The 20,873-nt window shown below is 40.0% G+C and carries 14 protein-coding genes and 1 tRNA gene; 5 read left to right on the top strand and 10 right to left on the bottom strand.

Annotation, left to right across the window (positions count from 1 at the left end; all coding sequences use genetic code 11):
- Positions 1 to 132 precede the first annotated feature (132 nt).
- Entirely contained in the window at positions 133 to 2,364 is a 2,232-nt protein-coding gene (locus M2408_RS19185) for an alpha-L-fucosidase (protein WP_259185685.1), read from the top strand.
- Positions 2,365 to 2,629: 265 nt separating this feature from the next.
- Here the strand turns inward: M2408_RS19185 and M2408_RS19180 are convergent.
- A tRNA-Glu gene (locus M2408_RS19180) sits at positions 2,630 to 2,701 on the bottom strand.
- A gap of 140 nt (positions 2,702 to 2,841) precedes the next feature.
- On the opposite strand from M2408_RS19180, the gene M2408_RS19175 reads away from it, so the two are divergent.
- Positions 2,842 to 5,358: a family 20 glycosylhydrolase gene (locus tag M2408_RS19175; protein WP_259185676.1), complete on the top strand. Its 2,517-nt coding sequence runs from the start codon at positions 2,842 to 2,844 to the stop codon at positions 5,356 to 5,358.
- A 167-nt stretch (positions 5,359 to 5,525) separates the two neighbouring features.
- Here M2408_RS19175 and M2408_RS19170 read toward each other — a convergent pair whose 3' ends face one another.
- The 3 genes from M2408_RS19170 to M2408_RS19160 all read right to left on the bottom strand — a co-directional run bounded on the left by M2408_RS19170 (position 5,526) and on the right by M2408_RS19160 (position 11,382).
- Positions 5,526 to 8,021, bottom strand: coding sequence for a TonB-dependent receptor (locus M2408_RS19170; protein WP_259185668.1), 2,496 nt, complete (start codon positions 8,019 to 8,021; stop codon positions 5,526 to 5,528).
- A gap of 142 nt (positions 8,022 to 8,163) precedes the next feature.
- On the bottom strand, positions 8,164 to 10,092 hold the full coding sequence (nagB, locus tag M2408_RS19165; RefSeq protein WP_409049495.1) for a glucosamine-6-phosphate deaminase: 1,929 nt from the start codon (positions 10,090 to 10,092) through the stop codon (positions 8,164 to 8,166).
- Positions 10,093 to 10,233: 141 nt separating this feature from the next.
- Positions 10,234 to 11,382 carry a methionine aminotransferase gene (locus M2408_RS19160; protein ID WP_259185666.1) on the bottom strand — a complete coding sequence of 383 codons (1,149 nt, stop codon included), beginning with the start codon at positions 11,380 to 11,382 and terminating at the stop codon, positions 10,234 to 10,236.
- 72 nt (positions 11,383 to 11,454) lie between these two features.
- On the opposite strand from M2408_RS19160, the gene M2408_RS19155 reads away from it, so the two are divergent.
- Positions 11,455 to 12,135, top strand: a complete 681-nt coding sequence (locus M2408_RS19155; RefSeq protein ID WP_259185660.1) for a TlpA disulfide reductase family protein — start codon at positions 11,455 to 11,457, stop codon at positions 12,133 to 12,135.
- A gap of 101 nt (positions 12,136 to 12,236) precedes the next feature.
- On the opposite strand, the gene radA is transcribed toward M2408_RS19155, so the two are convergent.
- From radA to M2408_RS19140, 3 genes are all read right to left on the bottom strand, one after another.
- Positions 12,237 to 13,625, bottom strand: a complete 1,389-nt coding sequence (gene radA, locus M2408_RS19150; RefSeq protein WP_259185658.1) for a DNA repair protein RadA — start codon at positions 13,623 to 13,625, stop codon at positions 12,237 to 12,239.
- 224 nt (positions 13,626 to 13,849) lie between these two features.
- Positions 13,850 to 15,010, bottom strand: a complete 1,161-nt coding sequence (locus M2408_RS19145) for a dipeptidase (RefSeq protein WP_259185646.1) — start codon at positions 15,008 to 15,010, stop codon at positions 13,850 to 13,852.
- Positions 15,007 to 16,731 (bottom strand): serine hydrolase, encoded by a 1,725-nt coding sequence (locus tag M2408_RS19140; RefSeq protein WP_259185639.1) that lies wholly within the window; start codon positions 16,729 to 16,731, stop codon positions 15,007 to 15,009. Before M2408_RS19140 ends, M2408_RS19145 begins: the two co-directional genes overlap by 4 nt.
- Before the next feature lie 171 nt (positions 16,732 to 16,902).
- Here M2408_RS19140 and xseA point away from each other — a divergent pair, with 171 nt between their 5' ends.
- A complete protein-coding gene (gene xseA, locus M2408_RS19135; protein WP_259185631.1) occupies positions 16,903 to 18,186 on the top strand; it encodes an exodeoxyribonuclease VII large subunit in 1,284 nt (427 codons plus the stop codon).
- 43 nt (positions 18,187 to 18,229) lie between these two features.
- Entirely contained in the window at positions 18,230 to 18,457 is a 228-nt protein-coding gene (gene xseB / locus M2408_RS19130) for an exodeoxyribonuclease VII small subunit (RefSeq protein WP_259185623.1), read from the top strand.
- Here xseB and M2408_RS19125 read toward each other — a convergent pair.
- The 3 genes from M2408_RS19125 to M2408_RS19115 all read right to left on the bottom strand — a co-directional run bounded on the left by M2408_RS19125 (position 18,454) and on the right by M2408_RS19115 (position 20,834).
- Positions 18,454 to 19,098, bottom strand: a complete 645-nt coding sequence (locus tag M2408_RS19125; protein WP_259185617.1) for an MgtC/SapB family protein — start codon at positions 19,096 to 19,098, stop codon at positions 18,454 to 18,456. The two genes, xseB and M2408_RS19125, sit on opposite strands and share 4 nt — an antisense overlap.
- A 178-nt stretch (positions 19,099 to 19,276) precedes the next feature.
- A complete protein-coding gene (locus tag M2408_RS19120; RefSeq protein ID WP_259185616.1) occupies positions 19,277 to 19,990 on the bottom strand; it encodes a pirin family protein in 714 nt (237 codons plus the stop codon).
- A 97-nt stretch (positions 19,991 to 20,087) separates the two neighbouring features.
- On the bottom strand, positions 20,088 to 20,834 hold the full coding sequence (locus M2408_RS19115) for an aspartate/glutamate racemase family protein (RefSeq protein ID WP_259185612.1): 747 nt from the start codon (positions 20,832 to 20,834) through the stop codon (positions 20,088 to 20,090).
- Between the last annotated feature and the right edge of the window lie 39 nt (positions 20,835 to 20,873).

Below are 20,873 nucleotides of genomic sequence, written 5' to 3'. Positions count from 1 at the left end.
ATAAATTACGCAGATGATTATACGGATGATTTATTGCTATTGAGACAGAAAATGCAACACAAATTGTAGCTGTTATCAGCTGCTGTCAGACACTTAAATTTAACCGCATTTTACATAAAAAATCAACTTAAAATGAAAAGAAGAATTATCAATATATTAATAGGGCTCTTATTTTATTTAAATGCATCTGCGCAAAGCAATATGATAAAGCCGCAAAATACAATCCCTGTTTTTGAAAATGACACCAAGGCTACTATTATAGCTAAAGCAGCACATGTGGTACCAACAAAGAATCAATTTGCGGCTCTAAAAAATGAATTTATTGCCTTTATACACTTTGGCCCGAATACATTTACGCAGATGGAATGGGGCAATGGCAAAGAAGACCCTAAAATTTTCGATTTAAAGGAACTTCATACTGATCAGTGGTGCCAGGCTATAAAAGCTGCGGGGATGAAGATGGTTATTATGACCGTTAAACACCATGATGGGTTTGTACTTTGGCAAAGCCGCTATACCAATCATGGCATCATGTCTACAGATTTCGAAAATGGTAAGGGTGATATTCTAAAAAAACTATCAGCCTCTTGTAAAAAATATGGTTTAAAACTAGGCGTTTATTTATCGCCGGCGGACCTTTTCCAGATAGAAAGCCCTACTGGTTTATATGGAAATTTAAGTAAAATCACCAAACGCAGTATTCCACGTCAGATCAGCGGAAAGCCTTTTACGAACAAAACTAGGTTTGAATTTGAAGTTGATGATTATAATGAATATTTCCTTAACCAACTATTTGAACTTTTAACGGAGTATGGACAGATTGATGAAGTTTGGTTCGACGGCGCCCATCCAAAAACAAAAGGTGGCCAGAAATATAACTATGCGGCATGGAAGCAACTGATCCATACCTTGGCACCAAAGGCTGTTATTTTCGGTAGAGAAGACATCCGTTGGTGTGGTAATGAGGCCGGAGCAACACGAAGTACTGAGTGGAACATAATTCCTTACCCCGAGAATCCTAACACTGCGACCAATTTTCCGGACCTAACTCAAGAATCATTAGGTAGCAGGGACGATTTATACAAAGGGAAATATTTACACTACCAGCAAGCAGAAACAAATACCTCAATACGTGAAGGATGGTTTTACCGCGATGATGAAAAACAAAAAGTACGTAGTTCAGATGATGTGTTTGATATCTATGAGAGAGCTGTCGGAGGCAACTCTACATTTTTATTAAACATCCCTCCAAACAGAGCGGGTAAATTCTCCTCTGAAGATGTAAAAGTACTGACTGAAGTAGGTAAAAGAATTAGAGAAACCTATGATAAAAATTTATTTGCTAATGCTAAGGGTAATAAACAGGTACTAGATAATAACTCAAATACGTATGTATTATTGAATAAAGCTGAGAAAAGAATAGAAATCACCACTAGAAACCCAATTACCATAAATAGAATTGTTCTACAGGAAGCAATAGCTTCTCATGGTGAACGAGTAGAGGAACACGTACTTGAAGCCTGGCTATCGAATAAGTGGCAAAAAGTAGCTTCAGCGACAAATATCGGTTATAAGCGTATCCTACGTTTTCCGGAGGTCCGGGCTTCAAAGTTCAGGCTTAAAGTACTTTCCTCTAGAGCATCACCAGCCATTGCAACAATTAAAGCGCATTATTACCGTGAAAAACCTCCTCAGCTACAACTCGATAGAGATATTAATGGACTATTGACTATATCGCCCAAAATACATGTATTTGGATGGAAACCCCATGGACAGAATGCCGCAGAAAATCTAAGCAGAGGAACTGAGATTTATTATACTACAGACGGCACAGAACCTAGCATATCATCAAAAAAATATACAGGTCCTGTTCTAATTAATAATAACAAGATTAAAGCGATTGCTATTTCACATCAGGATAAGGGTAGTGTGGCCTCGGAAACATTCGGTTTGATCAAGAAAAACTGGAAGTTGTTAAATGTAAGTAGTGAAGCCAACACAAATAATGCATCAATGGCATTCGATGCTAACAAAGAAACCTATTGGCTTTCCTTAATTGAGGATAAAAAGCAAATCGCTATAGATTTAGGGATGGAAAAACACTTAAACGCCTTTGTTTATACCCCTCCAAAAGAAAAAATAGATGGCATGATGGAAAGAGGTATTATACAAGTCAGTAACGATGGCAAAAACTGGGAGACCATAGAAAACTTTGAATTTGGCAATCTCATAAATGATCCAACACCAAGGTTACACTATTTTAAAAAACAGGTCTCTGCCAGATATATTCAGATTAAGGCAGCGACTATTGCTGGCAACAAAAAGACTTTGGCCATTGCTGAATTGGATTTTTGGGAGAAATAGATCAAAAAAAGCATTATCTCTTTAATACAATTGTTAGAGAATCACTAATTAGGGTGCAAAAGGCATTTTAACATATAACTCCTGTATATTATAAACAGGAGTTATATGTTAAAAAAATCGTGTTGATAAATCTATGATGAAAAGCTAAAACCAAATCTAACAGATGAACAAATCGTAAAAATACAAATTGGGATATGTGAACAAAGTAGCTGAATAGGACAAAAAAAAAGGCAAATCAAGTTTTTACTTAATTTGCCCACTCTCGTAGCCCGTAGGGGAATCGAACCCCTGTTTCAAGAATGAAAATCTTGCGTCCTAACCCCTAGACGAACGGGCCGTTTTCTGTTTCGGTGTGCAAATATAGAAAGTTTTCTAAATCCGTCAAAATTTTATCGAAATTTTTATTCATTTTTTTTAAAATAGATCTTAAAACCCTCTAAAATAGCTATATTTAGACTCATTGAAAAAGTAACCAACATGACTAATTTTAAAAAAATTAAAAATCCTCTACTCTATGCGGGTCTTGGCATGGCACTTTTTAGCCAAGCAGCATATGCTCAAAAATCGAGCTCAATTGCAGATCAGCTGCAACTCACCTGGCAGGTCAAGGATGGCCAGAACATCCGTAAAAATCCTGTCTCAACAATCATTCTGAAAAATACGAGCAAAAGTGCGATACAGCTCAATGATTGGAGCCTCTGGTTTAATTTTATCAGATCTATTGATCCTGGTAAAGTAGATAAAAGATTTGCCATTGACCACAGGAATGGCGATCTATTTCAGGTAAGCTTTAAGAAAAACAATTTTTTATTAAAATCACAGGACACCATCCATATTGATTTCATCACAACAGGACTCGTCAATTATACCGACGGGCCAATCGGTTTGTACATAAAAAATAGCAAAACTGGGCTTTCAACAGATATTCAGAACTACACTGCGGTGAAAACAGCACCTCAATCCGATGCTGAAAAAGCGGATTATTGGTCTTATAAATATGACCAAAATAAACTTACCGAGGGTATAGAGGCGCAGGCCATTATCCCCCTACCCAGCAATATTAGTATTAACAATAATACAAAGTTCAATATATCGACTAGTACAAAAGTATTTATCGCCAGTGAATTATCTTCCGAAGCAAGCTTTCTGACAGATTTCCTGAACAAATACGCAGGTATCAAGTTGTCAACTAGCTCTGAAAAACAAGATGGTGTTGTTATCGTCAAAGCAAACGATCTAAAACCTGAATCTTATCGCCTAAACATCGATGCAAAAGGTATCCGTATAGAAGCGGCGGATAAGGCAGGTGCATTTTATGCCATACAGTCTTTGAAATCCTTGATTAATCATCAACAATGGAATAAAACGAGCAAATCAATTGCCTTACCTTACACAAAAATAGAAGATAGTCCTCGTTATGGCTACCGTGGATTTATGTTGGATGCGGCCCGTAATTTTCATAGCAAGGCAGAAGTGTTGCGCATTTTGGATCTGATGGCTGCCTACAAATTAAATAAATTCCATTTCCACTTTATTGACGATGAAGGTTGGCGATTGGAAATTCCATCCTTACCGGAACTGACTGCAGTGGGGGCCAACCGTACCGCTAATTTTGAAGACGGTAAAGGAATTCAACCTGCTTACGGCTCTGGTGCAACTGCAAAAGCGCATCAATTCTACACCGTAGCTGATTATATCGAAATCTTAAAATATGCGCAAGCAAGGCATATCGATGTGATACCTGAAGTAGAAACACCGGGGCATGCCCGTGCCGCGATCAAAGCAATGCGTGCACGCTTTGCACATTTTACAAAGGCAGGCGATAAGCAAAAAGCTGAAGAATTCCTGTTGGATGATGCGGATGATAAATCAGTCTATAACTCTGCACAGAACTGGAACGACAATGTGATGAACCCTGCCCTACCTTCAACGTATCATTTCCTGAGCAAAGTGGTCGATGAAATCAAAGCGATTCATGAAAAAGCTGGAGTACCCTTGAAAATTATCGATTTGGGAGGAGATGAGACACCGAGTGGTGTCTGGGAAAAATCACCAAAAATCCTTGCTTTCATGAAGGATAATAATATCAGCAATGTACTTGATGTATGGCCGATATATATCGCCAAAATTAACAAGCTTGTTCAAGATAAGGGTTTGACGATGTCTGGATGGGAAGAGATGGGCATGCGCAATAAAGGGAAAGGAATGGAAGTTAACGCGGAATTGGGTAAATCCGGCATCCATCTCAATGTATGGAATAATCTTCCGGGTCAAGGACAGGAGGATTTAGCTTACCGCTTAGCAAATGCAGGCTATAAAGTTGTCTATACCAGCGCGGCAAACAACTATCTGGATATGTCATGGGACCGCGACTTTGCAGATCCAGGCCATAGCTGGGTAGGTACTGTAAACCTGAACAGAACCTATTCTTTCTCGCCGGAAAACTTCTTCATTAATCTTCGTAAAGATGATACCGGAAAAGATCTCGTAAAAGAAGCGTATACCAACAAAGAGCAGCTTACTACTGAAGGAAAGAAAAATCTACTCGGCATTAAGGGTGCCCTCTGGGCCGAAAAAGTATCGACAGATCAACGCCTTGAAGAGATGATATTCCCTCGATTAATTGCTATTGCCGATCGCGCCTGGGCGCAAGAACAAGCTTGGGAAAAAGGCAATTCTTATGATGAAGCAACCTATCGTAAGTCGTATACAGCATTTATTAAGAAATTAGGCGAGGATGAATTGAAGAAACTGGATATTATTGATGGGGGTTACACCTATCGCCTTCCGAAGCTTGGTATTAAAAAAGAGGGTAACCAGCTTTATATCAACACCGATTACCCCGGATTCAAAGTCTATTATACAGAGAATGGAAGTACACCGACATTGAAATCAAAAGAAGTAAATGGCGCAATTCCTTTTCAAGCGGGCAAAAAATATCTATTCAAGGTCTTTGATGCCAAAGGTAGATCCGGAGACGTTATTGCATATTAAAAACTGAACGGGATTATTACAACAAAAACAGTAATAGCCAACATAAAGAAAGTCATCATTAAAGTGCTGAAATAATACTTCCGATGGCCGTTTAAAATTAAAAAAGGGGTGTTTTCTATTCGAAAAACACCCCTTTTTACTTGTGCTCACGATTAAATGCGCTCTACTTAAAACTTATAGCTTAATGATACGGCAGCATTTCTAGGGTCGATCTGATTAATAAAACCGCCACGGAAATACGAGTTCAAGCCAATCTCGTTGGTGATATTGTTAACAAAAACTTTTGCATCAAACCTTCGCCATTTATACCCCACCTGTGCATTTAAAGTTGTATAAGCTGGCATATTGAATGGTTTTTCGCCATAATATTCACCGTGGCCTTGCGGTGTTAGACTATACTCATTTACTGGACGATCGCCCACATAATACACTCCGGCACTTAAGCTCAGATTTCTTAAAGCACCTTGATTAAAGACATATTGCACCCAAGCATTGGCCGTATGTTTTGGCGCATTCATTGGAGCAGAGCCATTCATGTAGGATGGAGAATTTTTATATCGGGCATCTAAATATGCATAGCCCAACATAACCGTTAGATTTTCCAACACACGACCGTTTAATTCAGCTTCGATACCATCCCGGACTAAATCACCCGCTTTAAAATAAAGACCTGTTGGTTGATTCGCATCATTATATTCCGCATTCGTTAGGTCAGATGTATAAATATGGAAATACGTTAAATTGAAACGCAGTCTATTATCCAACCAATCTGATTTAATCCCCCCTTCGAACTGTTCGGTAGTTGAAGCACCCGCTTTGGTCCCATCAACCATTGGATTGGCTGCACTTCTGAGACTGGTTGAGTTCGTATAAGATCCGAATACATTGAAATTCTCGAAAGGCGTTACGATAACACCTGCCATCGGATTCCAAGCTGATACCCTCTTATTTCCGTTTGATATAAAGTCCTTCGTCGTCATCTCAGAGTAACGCAAACCCAATACTGCCTTAATGTATTTATTGAATTCAATAACATCCTGCGCCATGAAGCCAACAGAAGAATAGTAATTTCTAACAGGAGTTTTAGCCTCAAAAGCCACCTTCTTTCCTATCTGATTATTCCCCAATGAATCCACATAAGATACTTGGGTCAAATCGTTGGCCCAATCGCCATGAATATCAATCACGTCAATTATACCCCCGGCTAAAGCTGCCTGATCAGGCTTTGACAAGGGAACTTTACTGTCCAACAAACTCAATTTGGTACCAAACGAAGTTGTTGTTGCATCGGCGATACGATAGTCAACTCCCGCCTGTACCAAATGCTTTACCTTACCTGTATAAAGATCTTTTCCAATCAGATCAAACTGAAATGTCTTATTCTTATCATCTCTTAAACTCTTACTCATCTTCCGCGAAAAGGTATTGAACTTTTCCTCACGATCCTTTATAAGAGTCGCTGATGTTGTCAAGTTATCGACCTGATAAGATGATGTCGCAATTGAGGCGCGAATACTCCAACGATCGGTCAATTCATGATTGATCTGTCCCATAAAGCTCTTCATCTCTGTATTAACATTATCAGAATTCATACCTAAGAATTTATTATTGGGTATGACATATAAAGCATTAATACTCTGCAAAGGGTTTAAGCTAACCGCCGAATTTACCGGGGTACGGTTATCGTTGAAATAGTCTCCTTCCAATGTGATCGTTGTTCTCTCAGTAGGTTTCCAGGCCAGTGATGGGTTCAGATAGACACGGTTGGCTGAAAGCCCTTTTCTGAAACTATCATTTCTTTCATAGGCACCATCCATACGAAAAGCGACAGTCTGCTTTTTATCTAATACAGTCTGAAAATCGAATGTCGGCCGAAACTGCCCCCAGCTTCCCACACGTACCCCAACCTCACCAGAGTTTGTAAAATTAGGCGTTTTTGTCACGACATTAATCACCCCACCGGCATTCCCGAGGTCTGTAATAACACCTTGCGTCACCGCTGCAGATCCTTTGATCATCTGGATAGACTCCACCCCTTGCATATCAACAACGCCCGAAGCAGTCTGAAACTGCGAATCCATACGTACGCCATTTTTCAAAACTGGCACACCTCTGAAACCCCGTGTAGATAGTGATTCTTTGACACCACCGTAAGAACCAAATAGCGTAACACCCGGAATATTTCTAACAGCATCAGTCAATGTTAATATGCCCTGATCTTGAATTACTTTATTGGATATCACCGATATACTCTGAATCTGATCGGAAGGTTTTAACGGCATACGGGTAATCATCTCAAGCCCCTTCGGCTTCTTATTTCGCTCACCGAACACTTCCACTTCATCGATAGCTTGCTCATTGCCCACTAACACCACCGGTTTTATGACTACTTCACGACTAGTTGAGTTAAATACATAATCAACCGATGTAGCCTGATAACCTAAATAAGTAAAACGGATGATTGCATTCTGATCGACACCCTGAAGTCTAAAATGACCTTTATAGTCTGTCCGTACTGTTTTATCACCGATTGAAACGGTTACTGAGCTTAATGGGTTGTTGTTTGCATCCACAACCTTTCCTTTTACGATTCCTGAAGTTTGACCGTATACAGCGCTTCCGATTAAAAATGTAGAGGCAAGTGCAAGTAAGTGTTTGTCCATGTTAATAATCTTGAGTAATTATTTTTAATTAATCTAAATAGCGAAGCAAAGGTATAAAAATTTTGCTTGCTATAACAACTAAAAACAAAAAAGCTCTGAACCAATTAAGATTCAGAGCTTTCCTATATTAATTCAGGCTATTTTAGTCAAATTTCCATCTTACAAAAGCTTCTATCGCTTCATAGTTGGCAAGACCCAATCGGTCATACATTGCTGCGGTATCGCTTGTACGGTCTTCAGCACGTACCCAGAATTCACGTGGATCATCACCTGGGAATACAGGTAGATCTTTTTGGGATTGATGTTTGAAGATCGCTAAACGCTTGCGATATACCTCTTGTGGAGATAATGGAACTGCCATTTCGATCTCATGGATCGGATATTCATGCCATGCACCTCTATACAACCACAACCAACAGTTTTTTGTCCACTCGTCAGTTTTGCTCAATCTTCTCAAAGCCTCGAACAAAATATCGAAACATACTTTATGCGTACCATGTGGATCTGCAAAATCTCCTGCGGCGAATACTTGGTGCGGTTTTACCTGACGCAACAATTCCATCGTTTGTTGGATATCATCTTCAAACGATACATCCTTTGCAAATTTTTGTCTATCGTAGAATGGTAGATCTTGGAAATGGATATTTTCATCTGGCAAACCGACTAAACGAGCTCCAGCAATGGCTTCTCCTTTACGGATCAATGCCTTTATTTTGCGAACAAGTTCGGTATCGATCTGATTTGGTTTTTTCGTTGCAAAGATTGCTCTTTCTTCATCATAAATCTGATTGATTTGAGCTGCCTCTGTATTTGCACCAATTTGATTTGCCAAATCTTCAGCAAATTCCAAGTAACGTACCACATCATCATCCCACACAGCCGTATTACCACAAGTCTGGTAAGCAACATGCACATTGTGCCCTTGGTCAGCCAAACGGATAAATGTACCGCCCATAGAGATGACATCATCATCTGGGTGTGGAGAAAATACAATCGCATTTTTCTTAGCCGGATTAGCACGCTCTGGACGTTGTGAATCGTCTACATTGGGTTTACCCCCTGGCCATCCTGTAATCGTATGTTGAAGTTCATTAAAAATACGGATATTGATGTTATAAGCAGGGCCAGTTTCTGTCACCAACTTTGCCATACCATGAGCGCTATAGTCTTCGTCCGTCAGTTTCAAAATCGGTTTATTGATTTCCAGCGCTAACCAAACAACAGCTTTTTTGATCAATGTTGGCGTCCAGGTAACATCTTCTGCCAACCATGGAAGGTCAAAACGTGTCAACAAGGATGCCGCTGCCTCATCTAAGATGAATTCGACATTATCCGATAGTTGAAGATATGTTGCAGGAATCTCTGACGAAATCTCGCCCTCAACCGCTTTCTTAATGATCTCTGCTTTCGTTTCAGTCCAAGCCATCAAGATAATCTCGCGCGCTTTGAAAATTGTACCCACGCCCATCGTGATCGCTTTTCTCGGCACATTTTCTTTACCACCAAAAGCACGTGATGCATCCCGACGTGTCAAATCGTCTAAGGTTACAATACGGGTACCAGAGTTTGGAGCAGAACCTGGTTCATTAAAACCAATATGGCCTGTACGACCAATACCTAATAATTGAATATCTAAACCACCAGCAGCAGTAATCTTTTGTTCGTATGCTTCACAAAATGCATTGACTTGATCCGGTGCTAGGGTACCATCAGGAATATTTACATTCGCCTTATCAATGTCTACATGATCGAACAAGTTTTTGTTCATAAAAGCCACATAGCTCTGATCGGCGTCAGGTTGCATAGGAAAATATTCATCAAGATTGAAGGTAATCACGTTCTTAAAGCTTAAACCTTCTTCTTTGTGCAAGCGAATCAATTCTTGATAAACTTTCACCGGTGTAGCACCAGTAGCAAGACCTAGAACAGCTTTTTCACCTTTCTCCTGCTTTGCACGAATAATTTCAGCAATACGATTTGCAACGTTTTTCGAAGCTGAATTTTGATCTGGATAGACGCTTACGGGGACTTTTTCGAAGCGTGTTTCTTCCAATAAATTTAATCTAGCCATTTTATGGATATATTGATAAACGTGAATTACAAATTTATGAAATTAGTGAGTTAAGTTGAAGTAAAATTTTAATAAAGTGGCTTATTCTTAACAATATTTTAAATAAAACCTTTTAGCCCTTATTTTAGCATAGAAATCCCACTATATTTCGTTTAAAATCGCTACTGCTTTTAACAAAGTAACATCCTGCTTAGCAAAACAAACACGTAAAACTTGCTGATCTGTAGCTTGTTTATAAAACGCAGAGAGCGGAATCGTCGCTATTTTGTGATGTTTTGTCAAATAGCAGGCAAAATCAAACTCCTTCTCCTGACTAATGGCACTATAATCGAGATTAAGAAAATAGGTCCCTTCACAAGGGAGAATCTTGAAGCGAGACTGCGCCAATCCATTTTTGAGTAAGTCTCTCTTCTTCGCAAAGAAACCAGCAAGACTCTCCACATAAGCAATATCTCTCAAATATTCGGCAATTGCAATCTGCATAGGCGTATTAACACTGAATACATTAAACTGATGGATTTTTCGAAATTCGCTCATCAATAGAACTGGCGCCACACAGTAGCCGATCTTCCATCCCGTGGTATGCAACAGTTTTCCGAAGGAAGCGACGACAAAACTCCGTTCACGCAAACTCGGTATACTTAAAACAGATTGCGGGGAAACTCCATCAAAAACGAGATGTTCATAAACTTCATCGCTTAATAACAGGGTGTTTGTTCCCGCTAATAGCTTCCCAAGTTTATTTAGGTCCTCTTTTCCGAGTACTTTTCCAGTAGGATTATTCGGATTATTGATAATCACCAATCGCGTTTTTTCGTTGATCAGTGTAGCCACATAATCCCAGTCAATTTGAAAATCTGGTGCCAATAATCGAACTGGAACAACCTTACCGCCAAACAATTCAATCGTTGGGGCATAACTATCGTATGCCGGTTCGAATATAATTACTTCATCTCCCTGGCTGACGACTGTTGCTATAGCTGTAAAGATGGCCTGTGCTCCCCCGGCTGTAACCGTAAGTTCTTCATTCGGATCTATATCCACGGCATATACCGTCTTGTATTTATTTACGATCGTCTCCCGTAGACTTTGTGCACCGATCATTGGTGCGTATTGGTTGTGCCCTTTTTCCATTGCGGCAGAGACCAATTGCACAAGCTTGGGATCCGTCTCAAAGTCTGGAAAACCCTGAGACAGATTCAGCGCCTGCTCCTCATTGGCAAGCGTGGTCATCTTGGTAAAGATCGATGTCCCGACTTGTGGAAGTTTAGCTATTAGGTTGAAGTTCATTTTTTGACATTTTATTAATCTACCAAATTAGTGGATTTTCTTATATTTGTAAATATATACAAGAATAGCAACATGATAAAATACATCACACTACTTTTTTTGGTTCTTCCATTCTTTGGTTTAGCCCAGAAAAAAGAATTGACCAAACAGGAATATATCGCCCGTGTAAAAGCAGCACCGGATTCCATCTCAACTTTAGTTGATTTGCGTCGTGTAGGCGGCTACGACCCTGTCTATACAGAGTTACAGGCGCTTTATAATACCTTGAGTGGCAATGTAAAAAATTCCCTTGAAGGAAAAGAGTTTCAGGAATATCTAAATGCACTGGAGACTGTTCAGATCGGAAAAGTTGCGCCTGCTTTTACCCAAAATGATACAACAGGCAGCCCTGTACAACTATCCGATTTCAAAGGTAAATATGTACTACTTGATTTTTGGGCTTCTTGGTGTCCAGACTGTCGCGTTGAAAGTCCAGATCTTGTAAAAACTTACGGACAGTTCAAAGGAGACAACTTTGAAATCCTGGGTATATCCTTTGACAAAGACCGCAACTCTTGGATCAAGGCCATTCACACAGACAAGCTACATTGGAAACATGTTTCTGACTTAAAACGTTGGCAAAATGATGTTGGCACATTATACGCGGTGAAATCTATCCCTCAAAATGTATTGATTGACCCGAATGGAAAAATCATTGCGAAGAATTTACATGGCGATGCTTTACGTGCGAAGCTAAAAGAAGTATTAAAGTAAAAATGAATGTTAGCCATTAGGCTATAGGGAAATAGGAGAAATATTAAAGAAAAAACGGTGTCCGAAAATAGGGCACCTGTTTTTTTTAACTGATTTATTATTTAGCCAAATAAAGCGCTAAACAGGTCTTCCAATTTAGCTACTGGCCTAATAGCAATATTATATTTCTTGGCATCCAATCCTTTGGTATTAAACTTGGAAATAAAGATCCCATCAAAGCCCAACTTCTCTGCTTCTTGGATACGTTGTTCAATCCGGTTGACAGCTCTGATCTCTCCGGATAAACCAACTTCACCGGCAAAGGTCAAACTGGTCTTTATCGGAATATCTTGTTGCGACGAAATAATAGCCACGATAACTGCCAGATCGATTGCTGGATCTTCAACACGAAGCCCTCCAGCAATATTCAAAAATACATCCTGTGCACTTAACCGAAAACCAAATCGCTTTTCCAATACAGCCAACAACATGTTTAATCGTTTTGTATCATAACCTGTAGATGAACGTTGGGCAGTACCAAATGCCGAGTTACTTACCAAGGCCTGAACTTCAATCATCATCGGCCGCATTCCCTCAAGCATAGCCGCAATGGAAACACCACTCACGGGCTCATCTCGCTGTGAAATCATAATTTCGGACGGATTTGACACCTCCCGCAATCCAGAACCCTGCATTTCATATATACCCAATTCAGACGCGGAGCCAAACCTATTTTTTACCGCACGCAATATGCGGTAGACGTGATGGCGGTCACCCTCAAATTGGAGTACGGTATCGACCATATGCTCCAAGACTTTCGGTCCTGCAATGGAACCATCCTTGGTAATATGCCCTACAATAAATACAGGTGTGCTGGTTTCTTTGGCAAACCGGAGTAATTCGGCTGTACATTCCCGCACTTGGGAAACCGAGCCCGGTGCCGATTCAATCTGCGCTGAATGCAAGGTTTGGATGGAATCTATGACAATGACATGAGGTTGTACTGTCTCTATCTGCTTGAAAATATTTTGTGTAGATGTTTCCGTCAGAATATAACAATTGGCTTTAGAAGATTGTGATAATCGCTCGGCCCGCATCTTGATTTGCTGCTCGCTCTCCTCTCCGGAAATATATAGGGTTTTGACCTGTGGAATGGACAAAGCCAGCTGGAGCATCAATGTAGATTTTCCAATTCCGGGTTCGCCTCCTATCAACACCAGGGAGCCCGGGACGATTCCCCCTCCCAACACCCGATTAAACTCCTGATCTGGAGTCAAGATACGCGATTCATCCTGATATACAATCTCATGAATAATAGCCGCCTTGTTTGCCCGCTTTGTATTCCCTGTTGTTGTTGTTGTACTTCGCCATTCAGGAACTTTTGAGCTTGACTTTTCGACCACTTCCTCCACGAAACTATTCCATTGCTTGCACGAAGGGCATTGTCCCATCCATTTGGGAGCCTCATAGCCACAGTTTTGACAGAAATATGCTGATTTTGTTTTTGCCATTCTACGAAATTACAAATTTCTATCCGGTAATAATAAGAAGATTAATAAGGGGTTTAGTTCCTCATCCATTACACCAATCCGATAATCTCAAAGTATTAACAATCGCTCCTCAGTTAATATTTTAGCGATACTTTAACAATACTGAATAAATACTATAAGTATACTACATCTCTGCATGGAAGGTGTTTTATGTGACTATTCTATAAGCTGGCAAAGTAACCCACCTATCCTTCGTTTTCTTTTAAAATCCGCAGAAAATTCTGTCCCATAATTTTAGCGATATCTGCTTTGTTGTAACCTCTTTCTAAAAGTCCTTTTGTTAAAAAAGGAAATTTAGAAACATCTTCCAAGCCTCGGGGAGCAGATTCGATGCCATCAAAATCCGATCCAACGGCAACATGTTCAATTCCTACTTTCTTGACGAGATAATCAATATGGTCCAATAGTTTGGATATTGGCGCGTCGACTTCATACCTAGCATCCGCTGGCAACTTATCATACATCTTCCAGGTACTCAAAGTGGTATCGGCATTCTTACCAAATTGCTGTGTATATATTCTCTTTAATCGTGTCTCATACCCAGGATCTAAAAAACCGGAGTAAAAGTTGACACCGATCACACCGCCATTTTTCTTCAGGGCCTCCAATTGTTCATCTTTTAAATTTCGGAAATGTGGACATAAACGATAGGCATTACTGTGTGACACCAATATAGGCTTACTGGAAACCGCAATGACATCATAAAAAGTCTGTTCACCAGCGTGGGAGAGATCGACTAGCATACCAAGTTCATTCATTTTTCGAATGATCGCTTTCCCATGATCTGTTAATCCCTTTGCCCTAGAATCCATCTTACCAGACTCCATCGCAGCACAACTCGCCCAAGGTACATTATAGTTCCAGGTCAAGGTTAAATATTTCGCACCACGTTCATGGAGTTTGATGAGATTGTCTATGCTCCCTTCGATCATATTACCGCCCTCCACACCGATCAATGCAGCAATTTTTCCGGCTTTTAAAATAGCATCAATAACCCTTACTGATTTTGCCAAAGCAATGTTCTCGGCGTTGGCAGCGATCATTTTCTCCAGTGCATCTATTTGCGCATTGGCATGCTCAAATGCTCCAGTCTTCCATTTTGCATCGTCGGACCAAACAGCAAATACCTGCACATCGACTCCTCCTTCTTTTAGTCGCGGCAAATCCGTAGCGCCCGTACTCAGTCGCTGACCAATATCCTTTCCTCCGAAAATTGATTCATAGATTACATCATTATGTCCATCCACAATAATCAGATCCTGATGAACTTTTTTATAATCCTGACTATAAGCCAACCTGTTTAAAGATAATATGCCCAGCCCCATGAACAATAGTTTTTTTATCATTTCTTCACTTCATTGATTGCTTCATAAATGGCATCCTGAATCCGGCTACGGATATTGAGATCCAACAATTTGGTGCTAACCTGCGGGTGCACACGATTAGATAGGAAGATATAAATCAATTGGTTTTGGGGATCCACCCAGATACATGTGCCTGTGTATCCCGTATGCCCAAAGACGGTACTATTGGCTAATTTAGAGGGATATTCATTTTTCGGGTTGGGATCCCAGCGGTCGAACCCCAATCCTCTTCGGCTTGTCGCAGACTGCTTAGACGTAAAAAGATCTATTGTTTCAGATTTAAAATACCGCTCGCCTCCGTATTCTCCACGGTTGAGCAAAAGCTGGCCATATATCGCGAGGTCATTGGCTGTGGCAAATAAGCCGGCATGTCCAGCGATACCACCGGCCATAGCTGCCCCCTGATCATGCACGTAACCTTCCAACAATGTTTTACGGAACGAAGTATCCTGCTCAGTAGGCACAATCTGTTCCTTCGCAAATCTTTCCCTTGGAAGGTATCCCGCATGTGTCATACCTAATGGTTTATAGAAATTTTCCTGAACATAATCCTGCAATGGTTCGGCCGTCTGATGTTCAGCAACCTCCTTCATCACATACATGCTAATATCACTATACACATAGTTTCCTGTTGGCTTAACAGGTGATTTTAACATTTCGGGCCACATCAGATCGCGGTAATAGTGATTGAGAATATAACTATTGTCGGCCATCTTCACCTGATGTTGTTGGTCCGGTACGGCAACAACATCACCTGCTTTTAAATATTTATAAAAAGGAATAAATGGCGTAAACCCTGCTTCATGTAGCATCACAGAACGCAATTTGATATCCTTTTTATTTGTATACTTTGCCTGCCACAGATAATGCCCCATCGTACTATCGAGATTAATGATATTACGCTCCGTCAATCGCATAATCACAGGTGTAGTACCCGCAATTTTACTGACTGAGGCCAGATCAAAAATATCACTTGTTTTTGTTGGAATGTCTTTTGAATAGGTATGATAACCATAAGATTTCTCCAATAGCACCTGCCCATCTTTGATAATCATCACAACTGCACCGGGGGTTGCCTGCTTTTCAATAGCTTCTTGTGCAATAGCATCAATTTTTTTGGTCAATTTACCCAAATTCAGATTGGAGTTTTCACCTGAACTGTATTGCAGTCTCGATTGGGCTGTCTTAATATTTCCTGCAGCAATGGCGGCACCACCAAAAATAGACATCGCGGCATTGCGTTGACCAAGTTCCGTAAAAGGAGCCAACAACTCGATCAAATCAGACTGTGGATGTTCGGACAATGATTTTTTGTTACGTTCTTGTTCAAAGAAATGACAAAGAACAACCTTTTTGTTGTTCAGTACCGCCTGCTTTAACTGTGCCAGACAGTCGGCATCCAAATCATCTTCCTTACCCGCAACAATAATCGTATTATAATATTTGATCTCTTCATCAAATTTACTGAAATCAAATAGCGTAATGCCTGCATAACGTGCCAATTGGTTTGTAAACGCAGCATATTTTTCAGCATGAGGCACAACGACGGCAATACGTAATTGTGCCAGATTACCTAGAGGGAGTAGCTGATCAACATTATTGTAAAGTATGGTTTCATTCTTTATGGTCGACTTATACTGAGCGAACAAGGGGCCAATACAGAACAAACCTGCAAATAACACCCCAAAAAATCCTTTTTTCATTCTGATTTTATCGTTTTTTAGGTTCTATCAAATAAAAATACGAATAAAATAAAAAAGCAAAGTCCTTTCTCTTAAAAAAATCAATTTTGTTACGCCTGTTTTTTACAGCTTCAGTACATGGATTTTTGGTATGAGCGAGTATAAATCTTTTTTTTTCTGTAAGTTTGGTTAATGCCGGAATTGATTCAAGATAAAACAATATTTTCCCTTTTGGAGGTTAGCAAAAGTATCCAAAAAACGCTTGCTGAGCGTTACAAGAGCTTATATTGGATCAAAGCGGAGATGAATAAACTCAACCACTATACGCATTCCGGACATTGTTACCCTGAGCTCGTTGAAAAGCAAGACGGTAAAATTGTAGCTGAAATCAGATCAACTTTGTGGAAAGCAGACTTCACCCGAATCAACAACAATTTTCTGAAAATTGCGCAAGAACCCTTACGGGAAGGGATTACGATGTTATTTCAAGCAAGTATTTCCTATGATCCGATGTATGGTTTGAGCTTAAGGATTGTCGATATTGATCCAACTTTTACGTTGGGTGAGCTGGAGAAAGAGAAGTTAGATAGCATAAGAAAGCTCAAAGAAGAGGGCATTTACGAGGCTAATAAATCCGTTCCGTTCCCAACGCTTCCAAAAAGACTAGCCATTGTTTCGGTGGAAACAAGTAAAGGCCTTTCCGATTTTTACAAGATTATCAATCAAAATCCTTGGGGCTATCGGTTGGAATGCACCTTATTTCCGGCGCTCTTACAGGGTGATAAATCTATTCCATCAATCATTAATCAACTTGCGATCATTGCCGATAAAATAGCTGAATTTGATGTGGTTGCCATTATTCGTGGCGGTGGCGGTGAGGTTGGCCTATCGAGCTACAATAATTATTTGTTGGCAAGGGCCATAGCAATCTTCCCTATTCCTGTATTGACCGGAATTGGTCATTCTACCAACTATACTGTGAGTGAGATGGTGGCCTACAAAAATGCAATCACACCAAGTGAGCTGGCTGATTTTCTCATTCAAAAGTTTCATAATTTTTCTGTTCCTATTGACAAAGCAGCTGAAAGCATCCAGCAACTGATCTCTACTCGTTTTAAGGAAGAAAGGAATACTTTGGCTCAAATGGCAACGCATATCCAATGGGTTGGGAAAAGAGAACTTCAGACTGCGCGCGCCAATATTCAACAGATTCAGCACGAACTGGCTGCGCTGATCAAACTACGCTTTTATGAACATAAAACGGCATTGGCACATACCGAACGGATTATCCAGCTTTCTGATCCGCGGAGGCTGCTTAAACAAGGGTTTTCCATTACAAAAGTCAATGGCAAGTTACTTCAATCTATCGATCAGATATCTCCGGGTGATCTGATCCAAACGATGGTGGAAGATGGCGAAATTACAAGTACTGTAACGGATAAGAAGGCGCTTAGCACCAGTTCCAAAAACAACTAACCGGAAATATATTAGCGTGAAAAATTTAAAGAGATAGCATACAATGGAACAAAAATACACGTATACCGATGCCTTCAATGAATTACAAACGATTGTAAAAGAAATTGAGAATGGAACAACAAATATTGATGAGCTTGCAGAGAAAATCAAACGTGCATCTGATCTCATTGAGGTATGTCGGGCAAAATTGACCGCAACCGAAGACGAAGTGAATCAGTTGTTGCAAAAGATTTCTCCTGTACAAGATTCCGATCCTGGCTCCCCCTCCTAATATTGATATGCAACAATTTGTTTATCCCTTCGCAAAACTTTAACGAGTTCTTTATGTCGATTTATGTTGCCTGTCAATCGCCAAGTGGTGTTTAGACTCTCCTTATTATACCGTTGATTTACAATCGTTGCTTTAAATCCCATCTGTCTGATCAACTGCTCAGTATGTTCAAAATCTGCTTCAGATAATGTCTGGAGTTCATAGTCTTTAATTTTATGGTAATTATCAATATAAGTCTGCAAATAGGTCAATAGCCCCAAAATCACTAAAACCAGGCCTACACCAATAAAGGCTAAAAAAATATTCCCTGTGCCAATACACATTCCCAAAGATGCGGTTGCCCATATCGTTGTTGCTGTTGTAATTCCACTAACTTTATTATCTTCTTTAAAGATTACCCCAGCCCCTAAAAAACCAATTCCTGTAATAATATTAGCTGCTAGTCGATCTGGATTTCCGACACCTATCTTCAACGAAATAATAGTAAAAAGGCAGGAGCCAAAACTCACCAGTATAAAAGTTCGTAATCCTGCAGATTTATTACGGTATTCGCGTTCTACGCCAATCAACAGTCCAATCAGAACTGATAACATAATCAGTAAAACGTCCCTGCCCTCAAAAGCATGTAATAAATTGTTCATGGGTTTTACTTCTATTCCTGCTCCAATTTACAAAAAATAAGGAGTCCCTTTTACAGAACTCCTTATTTTTATAATAGATCTTTATATTTCTTTTTTCATGTATCCCTAGTTTCGCCGAACAATGCAAATAGCATAAAATCAAGCATTACCAAATCATGAAAGGAGCAGGCTCCCTGTACTAAAACATTGGAACTTCAATAAGTAACAGCTTTGCATTGTACACAGCCTGAATCTCAATTTTATCCGACTCGTAGATGCCCATCGCGTCTCTTCGCGACAATGTTTCGCCTGCAACCTGTACCTTACCCTCAAGCACAAAAAGATAAATCCCATTTCTTTCAGAATGAACAGTATACGGGATTGTCTTCCCTTCATCCAAGTCAGCAATATTGAAATATACATCTTGATGAATATGAACCACATCTGGATCGGAAACATCAGGCGACACAATGGTTACAAACTTATTATGACGGTCCAAATGAAGATAAGACTTCTGGTCATAACGAGGAGTAAGATTCATTTCATGAGGTATTATCCAGATTTGAAGAAACTTAACAAGCTCTTTCTGATCACCATTAAACTCTGAATGCTTTACCCCCTTTCCTGCGGACATAATTTGTACATCTCCTGTTTCAATGTTTCGGACATTGCCCATACTGTCCTGATGGGAAAGTACTCCTTCCAAAGGTATACTCACAATCTCCATATTGTCATGGGAATGACGACCAAAGCCCTGCCCCCCTTCAACCTGATCATCGTTTAATACACGTAAAGCTCCAAAGTTTACTTTTTCTGGGTCAAAATATTGCCCAAAACTGAACGAATGGGCACTTTTCAACCAACCAAAATCAATATGGCCACGATCGTTTTCCCGGTGTATGATCTTTTGCATCTGTTCCTCCCTGTTATATAAACAACTATTAATCAGATGACAAAACTCATACCAACAAGCTTTCGGGTAAAAAATCTGCCAATTTGACAAAGCAACACTAGAGTGCTTTGAGTTTTCCGGGAGCAACGGCTTGAATAAGTGCTCGGGCGAGAATACGATTGGGATCAATGACAACCATTCCGTTGTGATCTTTTTCGGGAATAGCCAATGGCAATTCAGCACATCCCAAAATAATCACCTGCGCGCCTTGTTTTTTCAAGTCATCCATCGCCATTAATAGGTCTTCTCTTGCCTTATTTGCTATGGGTGCTGGTTGCGCCTTAATACCATAATCTTTATCGTAAATAGCATTGTTTACCTTTTCCTTTTGCGCTCCCTCAGGCTCTACAATAGGAAATCCTTTTTTCATAAAAGCTTCTCGATATTGGCTATAGGCTTGTTCACCTGCCGTCGATAAAACACCTATTGTACTCTCTGGATAATTTTCATGGACAAATCGCACCGTTTCATGGACAATATGAAGCAACTTCAGCTCATTTCCTAAACGGGCCATTTCATCCTGAATAACTGAAAAAATCGGTTCTGCATACGCTGTATTCGACGGAATTGCCGCAATCGTTGCGCCAGCCTGTTCCAGTTGTTTTAAAATCGCCGCAATTGCCTTTCCTGGATTCTCCTTCGATGTATCCCATAAATATGCGGAACGATCTGGAATCAAGTTAGGGCAGGAAAACAACAACAGTGGCAAGTGTTCCTGATCGGAACTTGCCACTGTTTCATCTATAATTTTCTTGGCTATATCCAAGCCAGCATAAGGACCTAGGCCACCTACTATACCAATCATAACTACTATTTTTTATACCTTATGATATAACCAATAGCT

The organism is Sphingobacterium sp. BIGb0165 (assembly GCF_024810095.1).
Lineage (GTDB): Bacteria > Bacteroidota > Bacteroidia > Sphingobacteriales > Sphingobacteriaceae > Sphingobacterium > Sphingobacterium detergens.
This window is presented reverse-complemented; position numbering and strand designations above follow the sequence as displayed.

What these genes read in the sequence shown, in the direction of transcription:
- M2408_RS19185 (WP_259185685.1), top strand. Translation starts at nt 133, where the DNA reads ATGAAAAGAAGAATTATCAATATATTAATAGGGCTCTTATTTTATTTA.
- M2408_RS19175 (WP_259185676.1), top strand. Translation starts at nt 2,842, where the DNA reads ATGACTAATTTTAAAAAAATTAAAAATCCTCTACTCTATGCGGGTCTT.
- M2408_RS19170 (WP_259185668.1), bottom strand. Translation starts at nt 8,021, where the DNA reads ATGGACAAACACTTACTTGCACTTGCCTCTACATTTTTAATCGGAAGC.
- nagB (WP_409049495.1), bottom strand. Translation starts at nt 10,092, where the DNA reads ATGGCTAGATTAAATTTATTGGAAGAAACACGCTTCGAAAAAGTCCCC.
- M2408_RS19160 (WP_259185666.1), bottom strand. Translation starts at nt 11,382, where the DNA reads ATGAACTTCAACCTAATAGCTAAACTTCCACAAGTCGGGACATCGATC.
- M2408_RS19155 (WP_259185660.1), top strand. Translation starts at nt 11,455, where the DNA reads ATGATAAAATACATCACACTACTTTTTTTGGTTCTTCCATTCTTTGGT.
- radA (WP_259185658.1), bottom strand. Translation starts at nt 13,625, where the DNA reads ATGGCAAAAACAAAATCAGCATATTTCTGTCAAAACTGTGGCTATGAG.
- M2408_RS19145 (WP_259185646.1), bottom strand. Translation starts at nt 15,010, where the DNA reads ATGATAAAAAAACTATTGTTCATGGGGCTGGGCATATTATCTTTAAAC.
- M2408_RS19140 (WP_259185639.1), bottom strand. Translation starts at nt 16,731, where the DNA reads ATGAAAAAAGGATTTTTTGGGGTGTTATTTGCAGGTTTGTTCTGTATT.
- xseA (WP_259185631.1), top strand. Translation starts at nt 16,903, where the DNA reads ATGCCGGAATTGATTCAAGATAAAACAATATTTTCCCTTTTGGAGGTT.
- xseB (WP_259185623.1), top strand. Translation starts at nt 18,230, where the DNA reads ATGGAACAAAAATACACGTATACCGATGCCTTCAATGAATTACAAACG.
- M2408_RS19125 (WP_259185617.1), bottom strand. Translation starts at nt 19,098, where the DNA reads ATGAACAATTTATTACATGCTTTTGAGGGCAGGGACGTTTTACTGATT.
- M2408_RS19120 (WP_259185616.1), bottom strand. Translation starts at nt 19,990, where the DNA reads ATGCAAAAGATCATACACCGGGAAAACGATCGTGGCCATATTGATTTT.
- M2408_RS19115 (WP_259185612.1), bottom strand. Translation starts at nt 20,834, where the DNA reads ATGATTGGTATAGTAGGTGGCCTAGGTCCTTATGCTGGCTTGGATATA.